The sequence below is a fragment of the Spirillospora sp. NPDC000708 genome, assembly GCF_040299565.1.
Classification (GTDB): Bacteria; Actinomycetota; Actinomycetes; order Streptosporangiales; family Streptosporangiaceae; genus Spirillospora.
Genome location: NZ_JBEPCJ010000005.1, coordinates 14,847 through 30,645, shown reverse-complemented (window position 1 = coordinate 30,645; position 15,799 = coordinate 14,847). Strand labels below are relative to the sequence as shown.

Below are 15,799 nucleotides of genomic sequence, written 5' to 3'. Positions count from 1 at the left end.
AGCGCACGCGAAGGATCTGACGCGGCGCGGCAGAACAGCGACGAAACTCCTGTGTTCGACAAGATTGCATCAATCTGCACCGAGAAATATTGCAGTCGAATAAGCGTTTCTTCAAATCTCGTCAACGTCCAAGTAGTAGGAGTGTCGAGGTAGAAGCACTTATCGGCGGGAATGATGCCGCTCATGATGGAAGCGTTGGCCAGTGAACTGGCCGCTCACATTACGACTCTTCACAAGGTCTTGATCGCGATTGGGGTCGTGGTGCTGCTGGTCGTGCTCGTGGTCGCGCGGATCATCGTGGTCCGGCGGCACGCGCGAAGACGTTGAAGCGTCCCGGTCCTCCATGTCGTGATCGTCGGTGGTCGACATGGCCGGCGATCTCGCCCACGAGGGCGAACTCCGGCGCCCGCTCGGTCTGCTGGGACCGCCCGCCCTCGCTGGTCCACCGCATCGCCCCGCGTCCGGATTCAAGCATCGCGATCAACGGCTCGTCCGGTACCGCACCATGCGGCGAATGAATCGGCTGCTGGGCGGGCTGGTCGCAAACCCGTCCGCCCGCCGCCGCCCCCCCGAGCCGGCCAGAAGCGGTGAACCGGGCCTCGGGCACGCTGACCCCGTCAGCCCGTCGATCGTTGCTCGGCTGTGCCGATCGCGGCCTGGACGGCGGGGACGAGTGCCTCGGCCAGGGTCACGGGCCGTCGGCCGATCAGGCGGCGCAGGTCGCCGGAATCGGTGTACATCTCGCCGCGGCTCATGCCGAGGTCGGCGTCGGCGAGGACCTCTGCGAGCTCGGCGGGTAGGCCCGCGGCGGCCAGCGCCCGGGCGAACTCGGTCACCGGGAGGTGGGCGTAGGCGATCTCCTTCCCGGCCGCAGAGGAGATCGCGGCGGCGAGTTCGGTCAGCGTGAAGGATTCGTCGCCGCCGAGCTCGTACACGGCGCCGGTGTGGCCTTCGGTGGTGAGGACGACCGCCGCGGCCTCGGCGTAGTCGGCGCGGGACGCGGCGCTGATCCGCCCCTCACCCGCGGCGCCGATGACGGCGCCGTTCTGCAGGATCTGCGGCAGTTGGGCGGTGTAGTTCTCCAGGTACCAGCCGTTGCGCAGCAGCACGCTGGGGATTCCGCGGTCCCGCAGGTACTTCTCGGTCTCGCCGTGCGTGGCACCGATGATGGTGGCGGCCGTGTCCGCGTGCGTCGTGCTCGTGTACGCCATCAGCGACACGCCCGCGGCCACTGCGGCGTCTATCACGCGGCGGTGGTTGGCGACCCGTTCGTCCACGGGGACCGAGGCCGAGATCAGCAGCAGTCTGTCCGCCCCCGCGAAGGCCTCGGCCAGGCTGTCGGTGTCCGCGAAGTCGGCGCGGCGTGCCGTGACGCCCCGGTCGGCCAGGTCCTTGATCCCGGAGATGTCCCGGCCGGTCGCGATGACGTCCGCGGCCGGGATCCCCCGCCGCAGCAGCGCCTCGACGGTGAGCCTGCCCAGCCGGCCGGTGGCTCCGGTGACGACGATCGACATGATGAGCCTTCCTTCCTCCCGCGCGTGCCTCGCGCCTGTCGCGGATCGTCCGCGGCGGGATGGAACCCAGAGTGACCTGCACACTCTCTTTCGGGAAGTAGCCACTTTCGGGTAGGGTACTTACCCAAGCGAAAGCATTGAGGTGAGTCCGTATGGCGGCTGTCGAGAACGTGACCGGGCCCATACCGTCATTCGATCCGTACGAGCGCGGCTGCCCGTCGCGGGACCTGCTCGACCAGATCGGCAGCAAGTGGGCGGTCCTCGTGCTGGGCGAGCTCGGCCGGAACGGGGCCTGCCGGTTCAGCCGTCTCCGGCAGGCGCTCGCGGGCGTGAGCGAGAAGATGCTCACCCAGACGCTGCGCACCCTCGAACGCGACGGGCTGGTCAGCCGGACCGTCTACCCGGAGGTGCCGCCGCACGTGGAGTATGAACTGACCGCCCTCGGTGAGACGCTGCGGGAACCGCTGAAGGCGCTCACGGAATGGTCGGTGCGGCACATCGAGGAAGTCATCATCGCCCGTGGGGAGTACGACGACCGCACTGAGCGTGCGCGGTAAGCAGCGGCGGCCCGCGATCGATCACCCACCTGGGCGCGGGTACCGGCGAACTCGCAGATCGTCGAGCGGCGCGGCTCCTCATCGATGCCGGGCTGTACGGCCACGCCGGTGACATCGGCCGCGGGGCGGCGTCAGGCGGGCAGGCGCGTCCAGGCGTCCAACCCCTCCTCCGTGAGCAGCATGTCGAAGGCGGCGTCGGCGGCGCCGGTGAGGGGCCCGTTCGGGCCGAGCACCGAGGGCAGGACGGGTGGGGGCGCGGCCCGGCGGTAGCGCATCAGCCCTGAGGTGTACGCCTCGGCGAGCGCCTCGGGCGCGGCCGCGCGGAGGTCGACCGCCAGGCCGGACAGCGTGACCAGGCCGGGGTCGAGCGCGTTGACGAGCGCGGCGACGCCTCGTCCGAAGGCGCGCGCGGCGCCGGCCACCGCGTCGGCCGCGGCGGGGTCGGACGCCGCGGACGCGATGATCTCCCCGGCCGCGGTGCGCGGGTCCGGGGGCGGTGGCCGGTGCAGGGCGCGGGCCATCGCCCGCCCGTCCACCGCCATGTCCCAGCAGCCGCGCGCGCCGCACGGGCACTCCACGCCGGGGTCGCCGAACGGGACATGACCGAACTCCCCGCCCGCGCCGGTCGCGCCGTCGACCGGGCCGCCGTCGACGACGAGGATGCCGCCGACGCCCACCTCGATGGTCAGGTGCAGCACGACCCGCGTCCCGGCGCCCGCGCCGCGCCGGGCCTCGGCGAGCCCGGACAGCGAGGCGTCGTTGCCCACGAGCAGGAGGGTCCCGGGCGTCCTGAGCGGTTCGAGGTCGACGTCCCGCCATCCCATGCCGGACGCCTGCACCACCCGCGTGCCGCTGACGGTTCCGGCGACGCAGGCCGAGACCGCGCGGATCCGGGACCCGTACGCGGCCCGGGCGGTCTCGATCCGGTCGGCGAGGACGTCCAGCACGTCCGGGGAGCCGGAATGCCGCCCGCCGTCCTCGTGCACGATCCGGCCGCCGAGTTCCGCACACGCCACCCGCCAGTGCTCATGGCCGATGTCGGCCACGCACACCAGCGGGCCTTCCGGGTGGGCGGTGAGCGCGGGAGAGGGCCGGCCCCGGCCGCCGGTGCGCTCGGGGGCGCGCTCGTCGATGAGGCGCGCGGCCTTGAGCCGGGCGGTGATCTCGGTGGCGGAGCCGCTGCTCAGGTGCAGTGCGCGGGCGGTGTCCGCGCGCGTCGCCGACGGGTGCGCGTGGACGTGGCGCAGGACGGCGAGCGCTCCCTGGCTGCGCAGGGCGCGGGCCGAGTGCGCGGTGCCGGCCCGCGCGGCGGCGGTGCTCGGTCGCATGGTGACATCCTTGCCGGACAGGATTATCCTCGTGTGACGAGGATAATCCTCGGGAGCTGAGGTGAAGCATGGCCTCCGAGACCCGGACCCTGACCGGCCCCGCCGGCGCCCTTCGCCGGACCCGCGGAACGCTCGGCCTCTACGGGGCGCTCGGGTGCCTGGGCTACATGCTCACCGCGCTCGGCGCGATCCTGCCGCAGCTCCGTGAGGAGCGCGGGCTGCCGCGCGGCGAGGTGGCGCTCTACCCGTCCGCTTTCGCCCTCGGGCTCGTCATCGTCGGCCTGGTCGGGCACCGGCTCGCCGGACGGCTCGGACGGTACGCGCCGCCCGCCGCGCTGACCGCGCTCGTCGCCGGCGCCGCCATCATGGCCGCCGGCGGCGGGCGGCTCGGCGCCGGGCTCGGCGCGCTGGTCCTCGGGCTCGGCGGCGCGGGGCTCGTCCAGCTGATCCCGGCCGCGCTGCGCGCCCTACACGGCGGGGATGGAACGGTACCGATCGGAGAAGCGAACGCGGTGGCGAGCACCGCCTCCGTCCTCGCGCCGCTGGCGATCGGCGCCGCCGTCGCGCACGGACCGGGCTGGCGGCCGGCGTTCGTGGTGCCGCCGCTCGCCGTGGCCGCCGTCCTCCTGATCACCCGGCTGACCGTGGCGCCCCCGGCGGCCGTGGCAGTGCCGCCCGCGGCGGACCGGGCGCCCCGCACGTTCCGCAGCCGGTGGCTCGACCTCGTGCTCGCGGTGGGCACCGAGTTCTGCATGATGTTCTGGGCCGCCGACTTCCTCGGCTCGGTGAAGAGCCTGTCCGCGGGCACCGCCGCCATGTTCTCCACCGCCTTCGTGCTCGGCATGGCGCTCGCGCGGGCGGCCGCCGCGCCGCTCGTCCGGCTGGCGCGCGGCCGCCCGGACCGGCTCGTCGCGGCGGCGGCCGGCGTCGGCCTCGCCGGATTCGCCGTGCTGTGGACGGCGCCGGCGCCCTTCGCCGTTGCCGGGCTGCTCGTTGTGGGCCTCGGCGTGGCGCTGCTGTACCCGGTCATCCTGGGACAGGCGCTCGCGGCGTGGCCGTCCCAGCCCGCACGCGCCTCCGCCCGCTGTGCGCTTGCGTCCGGGGTCGCGATCGGTACGGCTCCGCTCGTCCTCGGCGCGCTCGCCGACCTCACCACGCTCCGCGCGGCCGTGTTCGTCGCGCCCGCCCTCCTGCTGGCCCTGCTCGCCCGCCGCGTCCGGCGAACGCACTGACTTGTGGCGAGTCGCGTTATGGGCAGGCCGTGGTCCACGAGCGTGCGCGCCACCGGGCCGCAGCCGAACCGGAGGACCCGCCCGTCCCGGTCCTTCAGCTCGGTCTCGGCGGCGGTGCGGCCGATCACCGTGGTGTCGCCCCGGACCGGCTTTCCCAGGGTGTCGAACACGACGTAGTGCGGCAGCGTGTTCATCCGCATGCTGAAGTCGCCGGTCTCCTCCTCTATCGGCGAGAACCTGCCGCCGGACCCCCATCGAGGCCCTTGGCCCGGCTCCGTCTCCTCGTGGCGATCGCGGTGGCGCTCACCGTGGGCTGTGTGCCATCGGCGGCAGGCCGGACTCGCCGCACATCCGGCGCTTTCCCCGGCGCCTTCACGTCGGGGGCGCACCGAAGGATGATCAACCGGGGCGGTCGGCGGGCGCGGCGTCGGGCCGTGCGGTGAGGCTTGCGGCGAGGGCGTCCAGGCCCGCCTTGATCCGGTCGAGCGGCATGCCGCGCATCCGGCGCTGGTGAAGGAACAGGTTCGCGGCGAGGGGGGCGAGGAGGGCGTCGGCCAGGTAGGCGGCGTCGGCGTCCGGGCGGATCTCGCGGAGCAGCATCGCCAGGTGCCGGTGGTAGAGGCCGTACGAGCCGTCGCGGAAGCGGGCGTCGGGCGGGTCGGACTCGGCCATCAGCAGCAGGTCGGCCTGGGCCTCGGTGCGGTCGGCCAGGGCGTGCAGGAAGGCGCGGACGCGCTGGGAGGGCGCGGCGCCCGGGCCGAGCGGCGGAGGGCCCGTGATGAAGGCGGCCTGGAAGTCGCGCTCGCGGTCGTCGATCACGGCGTAGACGAGGCGGGCCCGGTCGCCGAACCGGCGGTAGACCGTGCCGACGCCGACCCCTGCGGCCCGCGCGACCTCGTCCATGGAGACGGCCTCGGCACCACGGGTGGCGATCACCTCCGCGGCGGCGCGCAGGATGCGGCGGCGGTTGTGCGCGGCGTCCGCGCGCTCGGCGGGCGGACGCCCGACCACGGGCAGCTCCCGCATCCAGCCCCCTCTCGGCACGGCTCACCAGCGTAACGGGTTGATATCCGGAGAAATCTCCGGTTAAGCTCCCTAAGCGGAATTTTCTCCGATTAGTGGCGAGGAGCTGGGATGGCGACGGATCTGACGGGCCCGGGCGAGGACCATGTCAGCGGTGCGGCGATCGCCGTGGACGGGGGGTACGCGGCCTGATGGCCTGGGTCTTCTTGCTGATCGCGGGGGCGACGGAATTGGTGTGGGCGACGGCGCTGAAGTACTCGGACGGCCTGACGCGCCTGTGGCCGACCGTCATCGGACTCTCGGTGGCGCTGCTCAGCGTCGTCGTGCTGTCGCTGTCGCTTCGGACGCTGCCGGTCGGGACGGCGTATGCGGTGTTCGTCGGCCTCGGGGCCCTCGGCGTCGCGCTCGCCGGTATGGTCGCGTTCGGCGAGAGCACGTCGCCGGCCCGGCTGGCATTCCTCGCTCTGATCGTCATTGGCGTGATCGGCCTGCAGGTACTGGAGAGCTCTTAGGGGGCTTTTGGTCCCTAAAGGCACTTAAACAAGGCCTGGCGGCAACGTTTGTCGATGTAAGAAGGTGTCTTCGCGCCTTTTCGGTGATCGTTGAAGGGATTGAAGGCGCCTTCTCGAAAACCTAGATCATCCAGGTTCTTCAAAAAAGAATCGCACCCCGGGCGATTTGTGGCTGCGCAGAGTGACGATGATGAGCGTGCGGTTGTCCGGTCCGGATGGGGTAGCTTTGCGATCTCTGGGCGTGTGTCGGTGACGGGCAGGTCGAGGCGGGCGTGGTCGACTGGACGGAGTGTCCGCCGGAGCAGGTCGGCGTCGACAGCGCCGGCCTTGCTCGCGCGTTGGAGCTGGTTGCGGCGCGGCGGGCGGCCGCCCAGATCTGCGTCCTTCGCGACGGCCGGGTAGTGCTCGATCGCTCGGTTGCATGTCGGTCTGACTCGCTGTTCTGGATCTTTTCGGCCAGCAAGCCGTTCGTCGCGCTCCTGGTGCACCAGCTCGCCGAGCGGGGCGCGCTGAACCTGGACGACGCCGTGGCCGCGTATTGGCCGCGGTTCGGCCAGCATGGCAAGGATCGCATCACCATCCGGCAGGTGCTGCAGCACCGCGCGGGTGTTCCCCTGTCCAGCAGCATGCTCGGTGACGCGCTCGCGATGATGAGCTGGGAGCGGGCGGTACGCCATGTCGAGCGGGCTCGGCCCCGGTGGCCGCCCGGGCAGGTCCCCGCTTACCACGTCATCAGTTACGGTGTCATTCTCGGGGAAACTCGTCCGTCGAGTCGGCGGCATCCCGGTGTCAGACGCCCTCACCGCCGGGTTGCTTCGGCCGCTCGGCCTGCACGACACCTATCTCGGCCTGCCCGATCATCTGTGGTATCGGCACGTCCCGGTACGTGCCAGCTCCCCGGTGGATCGGATCGTGCGGGTCGGCCTCAATCGGCCCGCGGCACGGCGGGCGGTGGACCCCGCGGCGGGGATATCCACCACGGCCCGGGACCTCGCACGGTTCTACCAGGCGCTGCTCCAGGGCGGCGAATTGGACGGCGTGCGCGTCGTCGACCCGTCGACGATCGCGCAAGCCACCCTGCCGTCGAGCGAGGGCGAGACGGATCGGCTGCTCAACCTACCGATTCGGTGGTCACAGGGCTTCCAACTCGGCGGACCCAGGTCAGGCGCCCGCCGCAGCCCACCGATGGGCAGGCTGAGCAGTCCACGCACGTTCGGCCATAACGGCAGCAACTGCTGCATCGCCTGGGCCGACCCGACCCGGCGGCTCGTCTTCGCCTACCTGACCGCCCTACTGCCGCCCAGACACGAGGGCGCGGACCACATCAGCAGCGTGAGCGACGCCATCAACGCAGCCTGCATATAAGAAGGTCTCTTCGATCCCTTCAAGGATCCGGAAAAGGTTCGAAGACACCTTCTGAGCCGGCGGCGCCTCCGAGGAAGCCGGCGATCGCGTCGGCCACTGCGGCGGGCGCCTCCTCGGCCATGTGGTGCCCGGAGTCGATGGCGTGGCCGCGCACATCGTCCGCCCAGCCCCGCCAGATCCGCACCGGGTCGCCGTAGAGGTCCTCCAGGTCGTCCTTCGCCGACCACAGCACCAGCGTGGGGCACCGGACGCGGCGTCCGGCGCTCCGGTCCTCCTCGTCGAGCCGCCGGTCGATGCCCACCCCGGCCCGGTAGTCCTCCAGCATCCCGCGCACCGTCTCCGGGTCGTGGATCGCGTTCTGGTAGTCGGCCCACGCCTCGGGCGCCATGTGCTCGTCGGCCGCGGTGTACCAGGCGTCGGGGTCGGCGTTGATGACCCGCTCGGCGGGCTTGTCGGTCTGGGCGAAGAACCACCAGTGCCACCAGGCCGCCGCGAAACGGGCGTCGCAGCGCTCCAGGTGCTCGACCACCGGCAACCCGTCCATGGCCACCAGGCCGGTGACGGCCGTCGGATGGTCCATCGCGGTCCGGAACGCCACGAGCGCGCCCCGGTCGTGACCGGCCACCGCGAACTCCGTGTGGCCGAGCTCACGCATCAGGCCCACCACGTCGCTGGCCATCGCGCGCTTGGAGTACGGCGCATGCTCGGCGTCGGTAGGCGGCTTGGACGACTCCCCGTAGCCCCGCAGGTCCGGGCACACGACGCTGAACCGCTCGGCGAGACGGGGCGCGACCTTGTGCCAGGTGGCATGCGTACGGGGATGCCCGTGCAACAGCAGCACCGGCGGCCCGGAACCGCCATGCCGCACCCGCAGCGTCACTTCCCCGACATCGATTCGATCCAGCTCGAACCCGTCAAAGAACATCCCCGCGCATTACCCGCGCGCCCCTCTGATAACCGCCCTACGCGGGCTCGCGCAACGCCGCGCCCTCACGCCGATCCGAGGGTACTTGTCATGAAGACGCTGTTCCGGTCGGGAAGGTACGCGGCGAAGGGTTCGCAGTAGGTGAAGCAGTGAGCGACGACGCCTGGACCGGCTGCCTGGGTCTGATGCTGCCATGGTCCTTACAGGCGGCGACGAGATCTCGACCGAACGTTGCCGGATCGTGTCAGGGGTGTGTCGTTGCCCGAACGCGATGAGGCGTCTGGGGACCCATCCCCTTGATGCCCTGCAGGGCCTGGTGTGGCTCTCGTTCTCGGCCGTCAGGTAGAGCCAGGCCACGCGCGCGGTCCGATCCGGTGGGGTAGCGGCTTCAAAAGGGCCCGCTGGGCGGCGTCCGAGGTTGCGGCCTAGCGGCGTTGCACGTGCATTTACCACGGGTTGACAGGTTTCGACGAGAGGGTCCGCGTCGAGTCCATCCCAGGTGCTCCGTTCTTTCCACTCCACCGATGGCCGGTTACCACCGCGGCGGCGGGCAGGACTTGGGTGGCAGACCACAGCAGGCCGACAGGGAGGCGGAATGAGCCCGTCCAAGGAGAGGCCGGCGCGCTATGGGTGGTGGCCTTCAGACCCGCCTCGGCGGCCGGTGTTGCTGGTCAACCCGCGATCGGGGGATGGCGTGGCGGCCCGTGCCGGGGTCGCCGAGCGGGCCCGGGAGCGGGGCATCGAGGCTGTCATCCTGTCGCCCGGGCAGAGCTTGGCGGCGCTGGTGCGGGAGGCGGTGGCAAGCGGTGCGGACGTGCTGGGGATGGCCGGTGGCGACGGGTCTCTTTCGGTCGTGGCGGCGGCCGCCGCCGCGCATGGGTTGCCGTTCGTGTGCGTCCCGGCCGGGACCCGCAACCATTTCGCCCTCGACTTGGGCGTGGACCGGCGCGATGTGCTCGGTGCGCTGGACGCCTTCACCGACGGCGTGGAGCGCCGGATCGATATGGCGCAGGTGAACGACCGCCCGTTCCTTAACAACGTCTCACTCGGGATCTACGGTGAGGCGGTCCGGCGAGCGGCCTATCGTGATGCCAAGGTGCGCACCCTCGTGGAGACCGCCGAGCAAGTGCTCGGCCCGGGCGGGCCGGCACCCCGGCTGCAACTGGTCGACGACGCCGGGCAACTGCATGCTCGGCCGGCTGTGGTGCTGGTGTCCAACAACCCCTATGCGCTGGATCACCCGCCGGCGCCGGGCACCCGGCCCGCGCTCGACAGCGCCCGGCTGGGCATTGTGGTTCTGGACGCTCCGGAGAGCGGCCCGCGCCCGGCAGGACGCGCCTGGAGTGCGCCCTACGTGGACGTCAGTGCCCCTGCACCGGTCCATGCGGGCATCGACGGCGAGGCGGTGGAGTTGAACCCGCCGCTGAGGTTCGCGACCCGACCGGCTGCGCTGCGCGTGCGGATCTCCTCCCGCCATCCGGGTGCCTCACCGGCAGGGCGCTTTCCGCCGGCAGGGAATCCCGCCCAGGCACGCCGCCCGCCCTTCACCCGGTAAAGCTGACCAAGGGCGGGATTTTGCCCGATACGGGGCCGGATGGGGCTAGTGAGCTCCCCCTGCCGCCTCGATGCTGTAAGTGGGCGCGGCCGGCTGGCCGCCGCCGGCACCAGGTGCCAGCGGTTCATGCGATCCACCTGCAAGACGACAGCTCAAAGCAGCCTCAAGCAGCCTTGAGCAGCATCGACACGATGGAGGGGCAGTCATGGACTTCCAGGAACGACTGGAGACGATGCAGCAGCGCATCGCGGCCGCGAAGTCGGAGGTGCAGGCCGCCACAGGCGAGTCCCGTCAGCAGCTGTCCGAGCGCATCGACCAGATCCAGACAGATCTCGCCCGGACCAGCGGCGATACGCGTCGGAAGACCGATCAGGCCACCGCCGACGCGCAGAGCAAATGGGCTCAGCTGAAGGCCGACGCCGACGCCAAGATGGACGACATCAGAGCCAAGACCAACGAGCGCAACCGCCAGCGGGACGCCAAGCTCGCCGCCCACGAAGCGGACTGGGCCGAGACCGATGCCGCCAACGCCGCAGACTTCGCCGAATGGGCGTTCAACAACGCCGAACTCGCCATGCTGGACGCGATCGACGCCCGCATCTACGCCGACCAGCTCGCCACTTCGGCACACACCTAGGTCCTGTTTCCCGGATCGCGCGCCGCTTGGCGCGCAAGCCGACCGCGCAAGCCCACCCGATCACCGGCCGCTGAACCGTCGCGGCGGCTGAGCCGAGCACGCCGCGACGGACCGGAGCCGGACACAAGAACGGTCCCCAAGGCCCGCGCGCCTGCGGGTCCCGGCGGCCGAGGTCGTTACGGTCCGGCGTCCCCGCGCACCGGACGGGGGCAACGCTCGGTGCGACAACAAGACGTCGCGATGGCGATGGCACTGCCGATGACGGAGGGAACGGCCGTCAGCCGGGGGCGGCGAGTCGGCGGGCCCGCTCCAAGTCGCGGGCGGCGCTGAGGGTCAGGGGCTGGTCGGGCCCGAGTACGGTCGCCAACCGATGTGCGGCGTGCTCGTAGCGGGTAAGCGCCTCTGCGATCCGCCCGACGGCTTCGTAGGCGGACGCCAGACCGTGCACGGTTATCAAGGCGTCAGGGTGGTCGGCCCCGATGACACGTTCCTGGCGCGGTTGGACATGCTCGTACACAGCGATGGCCTCCTCGAACCGTCCCGCGTGATGGTAGGCCCACGCCAGCCGTTGCTCGTCGACGAGCGCCTCAGGATGGTCGGGTCCCAGCAGTCCGGCCCTATCGGCGACGAGCGCCTCGAACAGCTCCGCCGCCCGGTCCGGCTGACCGGCCTCCACCAGCGCGAACGCGAGGAAGAACCGCGAGCCGAGAAGATGGGGATCGTCGCTGCCGAGTATCCGCGACTGGGCGGCGACCACGTTCTCCAGAAGCCCGACCGCCTCATCCGCGTGGCCGGCCGTGGTGAGCGCCGAAGCCAGCCCGGCCCGGGCCCGCAACGTCTCGGCCGCGTCCTCGCCCCCGGGACCACCGGGCGACCAGATCCGCGAACAGGTCCACGGCCGCGACCGCCTGCCCTGCGAACTCGTAAGCGTGCGACAGCGTGTAGGTGGCGTCCAGGGTCTCGGGGTGGTCAGGGCCGAGGACCTGCTCTCGTCCTTCCACGACGGCCTGAGCGACCGGGATGGCTCGGGTGCCGTCATTGAGGTAGAGGAGGTGCTCCGCGGTCGCATGGCGGATCTTGAACAGTGTTCTGGCGGCGGCGCGGGCTCGTGCGGCGTCCTCGTCCAGAAGCGGTTTCAAGGCCTCCCACAGGGCGGTGGCGTGCTCGTCCACCGCGAGGATCGTGGGGAGTCTCCGGCCGGTGTCCTCGTCGGCGATCCGCTCGACGAACACCAACCGCAGCGCGGCGGCCTCGATCAGCGACGCCAGGGCACCGTCACGGGCGGCCTCGTCCCGAACCACCCGGCGTACCAGGCGGTGCACCAGCACGGTCGATCCATCCTGGGAAAAGGCCACCAGCGACACCGCGCCCAGTTCGGCCAGTGGACCGGTGGCCTCCGGTCCCAGAATCTCCTGGCTCACCCCCGACGTCGAGAACACCGCCAGTTCGCCGAGGAGCCTGCGGGCCTGTGGACCGACGCCGTCCAGCGCCAGCGTGATCGCCTGCCCGACACCGCGCGGATACGGCTCGCCCCTCGGCCGATCCAGCAGGACCTCCACCGGGGTGGAGCGGACCTGTGTCAGGTAGGCGGCGTAGCCGACGCGCGGCGGGCCGACGAGCGCGGCCGCGGCGATCGACAGTGCCAGCGGGAGCCGGTCCAGCTCGTCGATGAGCTCACCGATCAGCTCCTCGTCGCCGATCGCACCTACCCGATCGTGCAGGTACCGGCGGGCCTCACCGGCGGTGAACCGGGTGACCGGCAGCGGTGCCGCGATCCGCTCAAAGGCGAGGTCATTCGTCGTGATCAGCACCCGAGCGCCGCCCCGGGCGGGCAGAAAGGGGGCCAGCACGTCGGGGTCGTCGGCGTTGTCCAGCACCACCAGGTAGGACTCCTGCCGGTCCTCCAGCCAGGCCCTGAGCTTGCGGACAACCGCCGAGGAGTCGTCGGCTGCGCTCCGGAGCCCGAGCTCGGCTCCCATCAGGTGCAGCGATGCGGTCAGCTGCCCCACGGTTTCGGCGTGCAGCCAGGCGACGGGGACTCCTCGGTCGGCGCGGTCCCTGGCATACGCTGCGGCGACCTGGGTCTTTCCAACGCCCCTCGCCCCGACCAGAGCGCAGACCGCAGCGGCCCCTCCCTCGCGGAACACCTCCTCGATCCGTGCCAGGAGATCAGGACGCGGCTGGAACGCCCTGGGCTCGCGTGGGATGCCGCCGATGGCGGCGGGCACCGGGCGAGGCCGTTGAGCGGGAGAAGCCTCCGTTTGACCGGCCCAGATGACCAGAGGCGTCCCGGGCACCAGCACGACCAGACTCACCACGATTCCGGCGGCGTTCGGGTCGACACCGACCATCGCGCACATCCACCAGGCCAGAGCCCCGGCGGCCAGGGGGAGAACCGTGGCGATCGTGACCTTCACCCACCGCGGCACGACACCCTCCCTCTAGGAGCACGAAGCGACCGGCGCACGCGAGGACCCGAGCCCGAAGCGAGTGTCACACGAATGCGCACGGCTGTCTGCCACCGAATGCCACCCTCAAGACCGAGCTGCTTGCCGGGCCATCGTTCTGTTCCCGGCTCGGAAGGGCTTGGTCGGACCCACGAACCGGCGGGCCGTTCGCGGTGGCAACGGACGAAAAGCGCGGTTCCCTCCAGCCCTACGCTCGTCCGGAGTCGAGCGAGGAGGACACCAGTGCCGGAGCTGGCTGAGATCGGCGCGTGGCTGCGACATCGGTTGCCGGACCTGCTCGCCGAGAACCGGGTGCCCGGGGCGGCGGTGGCGGTCTGCGCCGACGGCGAGACGGTCGACGCCGCGGCCGGGGTACTGAACACGGTCACGGGCGTCGAGGCCACGGTCGACTCCCTCTTCCAGATCGGTTCGATCACGAAGGTGCTGACCGCGACGCTGGCCATGCAGCTGGTCGACGACGGGATGCTGGACCTCGACGCTCCGGTGCGGACGTACCTGCCCGGGTTCCGGATCGGCGACGAGCGGGCGGCGGAGCGGGTCACCGTGCGGCACCTGATGTGCCACGTCGCGGGTTTCGAGGGGGACGTCTTCACCGACACGGGCAAGGGCGACGACTGCCTCGAGAAGTACCTGGGCGTCCTGCACCAGGTGCCGCAGCTGTTCGAGCCCGGCGAGATGTTCTCCTACAACAACGCCGCCTACTGCGTGCTGGGCCGGATCGTCGAGGTCGTACGGGGAAAGCCCTTCGACGCCTGCATGAGGACGCACCTGTTCACGCCGCTGGGCCTGGTTCACGCCGCGAACGATCCGTACGAGGCGATCGTTCACCGCACGGCGGTGGGGCACATCGAGCGGACACCGGGTGCCCGGCCCGGCCCCTCCAGCGTGTGGGCGCTGGCGCGCTCGAACGCGCCGGCCGGGTCGATGCTGGCGATGAGCCCTCGAGACCTGCTGGCCTTCACCCGCATGCACCTCGCCGGCGGGCTCGGCCCCGACGGCGGCTCCGTGCTGAGCCCGGCGAGCGTCAGGGCCATGCGGCAGCCGCAGGTCGAACTGCCCGACATCGGCCAGGGCACCGGCTGGGGCTTGGGATGGGAGCTCTTCGATCTCCCGGGCGGCACGGTCTTCGGCCACGACGGCAACACCATCGGCCAGTCGGCGTTCCTGCGCGCGGTCCCGGGACGCGACGTGGCGGTGGCGATCGTCACCAACGGCGGCTCGCCGAAGCCGGTGCAGGCCGAGATCGCGGGCCGTGTGCTCCACGAGCTCGGCGGTGTCGAACCGCCGGCGCAGCCCATGCCCGACCCGGCCGCGCCTTCGCCGAACCCGTCCAGGTACGTCGGCACCTACAAGTCGAGCACGTGCGAGACCGCGGTGAGCCGGGACGCGAACGGGCGGCTCTGGCTGGAGCGCACTCCCACCGGAATCACCGCCGAGCTGGGCGACGCGCCGTACCGTACCGAGCTGGTCGCCTGGCGCGGCGACGCGTTGCTGCCGGTCGAGCCCGAGCGCGGCGTCCGTGCGCCGTTCGCGTTCCTCGGTGACGACGGAGAGGGACGCGCGCTGTACCTGCACACCGGCCGCGCCGACAGGCGCGTGTCCCCGTGAACGGCCTGCACCGGCGCGCTTTCGTCGCCGACATGCACAACGACCTGCTGTGCGCGGTGGTCGCCCGGCCGGTCGACCGCTGGGCCGCGTTCTTCCGAGAGCGCTGGCTGCCACAGCTGCGGGCCGGCGGGGTGAACCTGCTGACGCTTCCGGTGTTCGTCGAGGACCCGTACCGCCCCGAGGGCGCACTGCGCCGGACGCTGCGCATGATCGAGGCGGCGCACCGGCTCGCGGCCGGCAATCCCGACGCCGTCGGTCTGTGCCGCGATGGTGCGCAGGTCGACGGCGTTCACGCGGAGGACCGGATCGCCCTGATCCTGGCGCTGGAGAGCGCTCCCGGCGTGGGCGAGGACGTGGAGTTGCTGGAGACGCTGTTCCGGCTGGGCGTCAGGATCGCGTCCCTGGCGCACTTCGGCCGCACCGCACTGGCCGACGGCAGCGGGGAGGACCGGACCGGTGGCCGGCTCACCCGCGCCGGGGTCGCGGCCTTGGCCGAGATGGAACGCATCGGCATGCTCTTCGACGTCAGCCACCTCGGTGCCGCCGGCGTCGAGCACGTCCTGGAGCTGGCGTCGCGGCCCGTGATCGCGACGCACTCCTCCGCGCGGGCGCTCCGGGACCACCACCGGAACCTCACGGACGAACAGATCGATGGCATCGCCGCAGGCGGTGGCATCGTGTGCGTCAACTTCTTCGCTCCGTACCTCCACGAAAACGACCACTCGATCGACCGGTTGATCGACCACCTCGAGCACGTCGCCGGCGTGGCCGGTGTCGAGCATGTCGGCCTCGGCCCCGACTTCATCAAGGAGGTGCTCGCCGACACCACTCCTGCGTGCTGCGAACGCGCCTTTGTCGAGGGGGTGCCCGCCGACGCGTACCTGCCCGGTTTGGAGGGGCCGGCGGGGTTGCCGCTGGTGACCGAGGCGATGCGGCGTCGTGGCTGGCCGGAGGACGACATCGTCGCGGTCCTCGGCGAGAACGTGCGGCGACTGCTCCGAACCGAACTCGGCCGGCCCGCCGCCCTCGCCACCGCCTGAGCCGCGCCCCGCGCGCGGAGTGCGCGTTTCGGTGT

15 protein-coding genes and 1 pseudogene are annotated in these 15,799 nt (G+C 71.5%); 10 read left to right on the top strand and 6 right to left on the bottom strand.

The window, feature by feature from the left end:
* The first annotated feature begins 183 nt into the window (after positions 1-183).
* On the top strand, positions 184-327 hold the full coding sequence (locus tag ABT299_RS05620) for a hypothetical protein (RefSeq protein WP_190853816.1): 144 nt from the start codon (positions 184-186) through the stop codon (positions 325-327).
* Positions 328-617: 290 nt separating this feature from the next.
* On the opposite strand, the gene ABT299_RS05615 is transcribed toward ABT299_RS05620, so the two are convergent.
* Positions 618-1,514, bottom strand: coding sequence for an SDR family oxidoreductase (locus tag ABT299_RS05615; protein ID WP_500249884.1), 897 nt, complete (start codon positions 1,512-1,514; stop codon positions 618-620).
* Positions 1,515-1,666: 152 nt separating this feature from the next.
* On the opposite strand from ABT299_RS05615, the gene ABT299_RS05610 reads away from it, so the two are divergent.
* Positions 1,667-2,071, top strand: coding sequence for a winged helix-turn-helix transcriptional regulator (locus ABT299_RS05610; protein ID WP_500249883.1), 405 nt, complete (start codon positions 1,667-1,669; stop codon positions 2,069-2,071).
* A gap of 131 nt (positions 2,072-2,202) precedes the next feature.
* Here the strand turns inward: ABT299_RS05610 and ABT299_RS05605 are convergent, their stop codons facing one another.
* Positions 2,203-3,399, bottom strand: a complete 1,197-nt coding sequence (locus tag ABT299_RS05605) for an ROK family transcriptional regulator (RefSeq protein WP_500249882.1) — start codon at positions 3,397-3,399, stop codon at positions 2,203-2,205.
* A 68-nt stretch (positions 3,400-3,467) separates the two neighbouring features.
* Between ABT299_RS05605 and ABT299_RS05600 the strand changes: the two genes are divergently transcribed.
* Positions 3,468-4,631, top strand: a complete 1,164-nt coding sequence (locus ABT299_RS05600; protein WP_500249881.1) for an MFS transporter — start codon at positions 3,468-3,470, stop codon at positions 4,629-4,631.
* Positions 4,632-5,030: 399 nt separating this feature from the next.
* On the opposite strand, the gene ABT299_RS05595 is transcribed toward ABT299_RS05600, so the two are convergent.
* Entirely contained in the window at positions 5,031-5,657 is a 627-nt protein-coding gene (locus ABT299_RS05595; RefSeq protein ID WP_190853827.1) for a TetR/AcrR family transcriptional regulator, read from the bottom strand.
* 188 nt (positions 5,658-5,845) lie between these two features.
* Here ABT299_RS05595 and ABT299_RS05590 point away from each other — a divergent pair, with 188 nt between their 5' ends.
* From ABT299_RS05590 to ABT299_RS05580, 3 genes and pseudogenes are all read left to right on the top strand, one after another.
* Complete coding sequence (locus tag ABT299_RS05590) at positions 5,846-6,166, top strand: DMT family transporter (protein WP_190853830.1); 321 nt, start codon at positions 5,846-5,848, stop codon at positions 6,164-6,166.
* A gap of 272 nt (positions 6,167-6,438) precedes the next feature.
* A pseudogene (locus tag ABT299_RS05585) lies at positions 6,439-6,864 on the top strand (serine hydrolase domain-containing protein); the annotation flags it as partial.
* Entirely contained in the window at positions 6,842-7,531 is a 690-nt protein-coding gene (locus ABT299_RS05580; protein WP_500249880.1) for a serine hydrolase domain-containing protein, read from the top strand. The pseudogene ABT299_RS05585 and the gene ABT299_RS05580, both read left to right, overlap by 23 nt.
* A gap of 19 nt (positions 7,532-7,550) precedes the next feature.
* Here the strand turns inward: ABT299_RS05580 and ABT299_RS05575 are convergent, their stop codons facing one another.
* A complete protein-coding gene (locus ABT299_RS05575; RefSeq protein ID WP_500249879.1) occupies positions 7,551-8,456 on the bottom strand; it encodes an alpha/beta fold hydrolase in 906 nt (301 codons plus the stop codon).
* 595 nt (positions 8,457-9,051) lie between these two features.
* Here ABT299_RS05575 and ABT299_RS05570 point away from each other — a divergent pair.
* Both ABT299_RS05570 and ABT299_RS05565 read left to right on the top strand, forming a co-directional pair.
* Positions 9,052-10,011, top strand: coding sequence for a diacylglycerol/lipid kinase family protein (locus ABT299_RS05570; protein WP_500249878.1), 960 nt, complete (start codon positions 9,052-9,054; stop codon positions 10,009-10,011).
* Positions 10,012-10,216: 205 nt separating this feature from the next.
* The gene (locus ABT299_RS05565; RefSeq protein WP_500249877.1) at positions 10,217-10,648 is read left to right on the top strand and encodes a hypothetical protein; all 432 of its coding nucleotides are present in this window, start codon (positions 10,217-10,219) and stop codon (positions 10,646-10,648) included.
* Between the two features lie 277 nt (positions 10,649-10,925).
* Here ABT299_RS05565 and ABT299_RS05560 read toward each other — a convergent pair whose 3' ends face one another.
* Positions 10,926-11,405 carry a tetratricopeptide repeat protein gene (locus ABT299_RS05560; RefSeq protein ID WP_500250034.1) on the bottom strand — a complete coding sequence of 160 codons (480 nt, stop codon included), beginning with the start codon at positions 11,403-11,405 and terminating at the stop codon, positions 10,926-10,928.
* A gap of 22 nt (positions 11,406-11,427) precedes the next feature.
* Positions 11,428-13,065, bottom strand: a complete 1,638-nt coding sequence (locus ABT299_RS05555) for a tetratricopeptide repeat protein (protein WP_500249876.1) — start codon at positions 13,063-13,065, stop codon at positions 11,428-11,430.
* Positions 13,066-13,338: 273 nt separating this feature from the next.
* Here ABT299_RS05555 and ABT299_RS05550 point away from each other — a divergent pair, with 273 nt between their 5' ends.
* A complete protein-coding gene (locus ABT299_RS05550) occupies positions 13,339-14,724 on the top strand; it encodes a serine hydrolase domain-containing protein (protein ID WP_500249875.1) in 1,386 nt (461 codons plus the stop codon).
* Positions 14,721-15,764 (top strand): dipeptidase, encoded by a 1,044-nt coding sequence (locus tag ABT299_RS05545; protein WP_500249874.1) that lies wholly within the window; start codon positions 14,721-14,723, stop codon positions 15,762-15,764. Before ABT299_RS05550 ends, ABT299_RS05545 begins: the two co-directional genes overlap by 4 nt.
* Positions 15,765-15,799 lie beyond the last annotated feature (35 nt).

Excerpts from the sequence above, each read along its gene's own strand:
- ABT299_RS05575 (WP_500249879.1), bottom strand. The coding sequence starts at position 8,456 with ATGTTCTTTGACGGGTTCGAGCTGGATCGAATCGATGTCGGGGAAGTG.
- ABT299_RS05595 (WP_190853827.1), bottom strand. The coding sequence starts at position 5,657 with ATGCGGGAGCTGCCCGTGGTCGGGCGTCCGCCCGCCGAGCGCGCGGAC.
- ABT299_RS05610 (WP_500249883.1), top strand. The coding sequence starts at position 1,667 with ATGGCGGCTGTCGAGAACGTGACCGGGCCCATACCGTCATTCGATCCG.
- ABT299_RS05605 (WP_500249882.1), bottom strand. The coding sequence starts at position 3,399 with ATGCGACCGAGCACCGCCGCCGCGCGGGCCGGCACCGCGCACTCGGCC.
- ABT299_RS05615 (WP_500249884.1), bottom strand. The coding sequence starts at position 1,514 with ATGTCGATCGTCGTCACCGGAGCCACCGGCCGGCTGGGCAGGCTCACC.
- ABT299_RS05565 (WP_500249877.1), top strand. The coding sequence starts at position 10,217 with ATGGACTTCCAGGAACGACTGGAGACGATGCAGCAGCGCATCGCGGCC.
- ABT299_RS05600 (WP_500249881.1), top strand. The coding sequence starts at position 3,468 with ATGGCCTCCGAGACCCGGACCCTGACCGGCCCCGCCGGCGCCCTTCGC.
- ABT299_RS05580 (WP_500249880.1), top strand. The coding sequence starts at position 6,842 with ATGTCGAGCGGGCTCGGCCCCGGTGGCCGCCCGGGCAGGTCCCCGCTT.
- ABT299_RS05570 (WP_500249878.1), top strand. The coding sequence starts at position 9,052 with ATGAGCCCGTCCAAGGAGAGGCCGGCGCGCTATGGGTGGTGGCCTTCA.
- ABT299_RS05620 (WP_190853816.1), top strand. The coding sequence starts at position 184 with ATGATGGAAGCGTTGGCCAGTGAACTGGCCGCTCACATTACGACTCTT.
- ABT299_RS05590 (WP_190853830.1), top strand. The coding sequence starts at position 5,846 with ATGGCCTGGGTCTTCTTGCTGATCGCGGGGGCGACGGAATTGGTGTGG.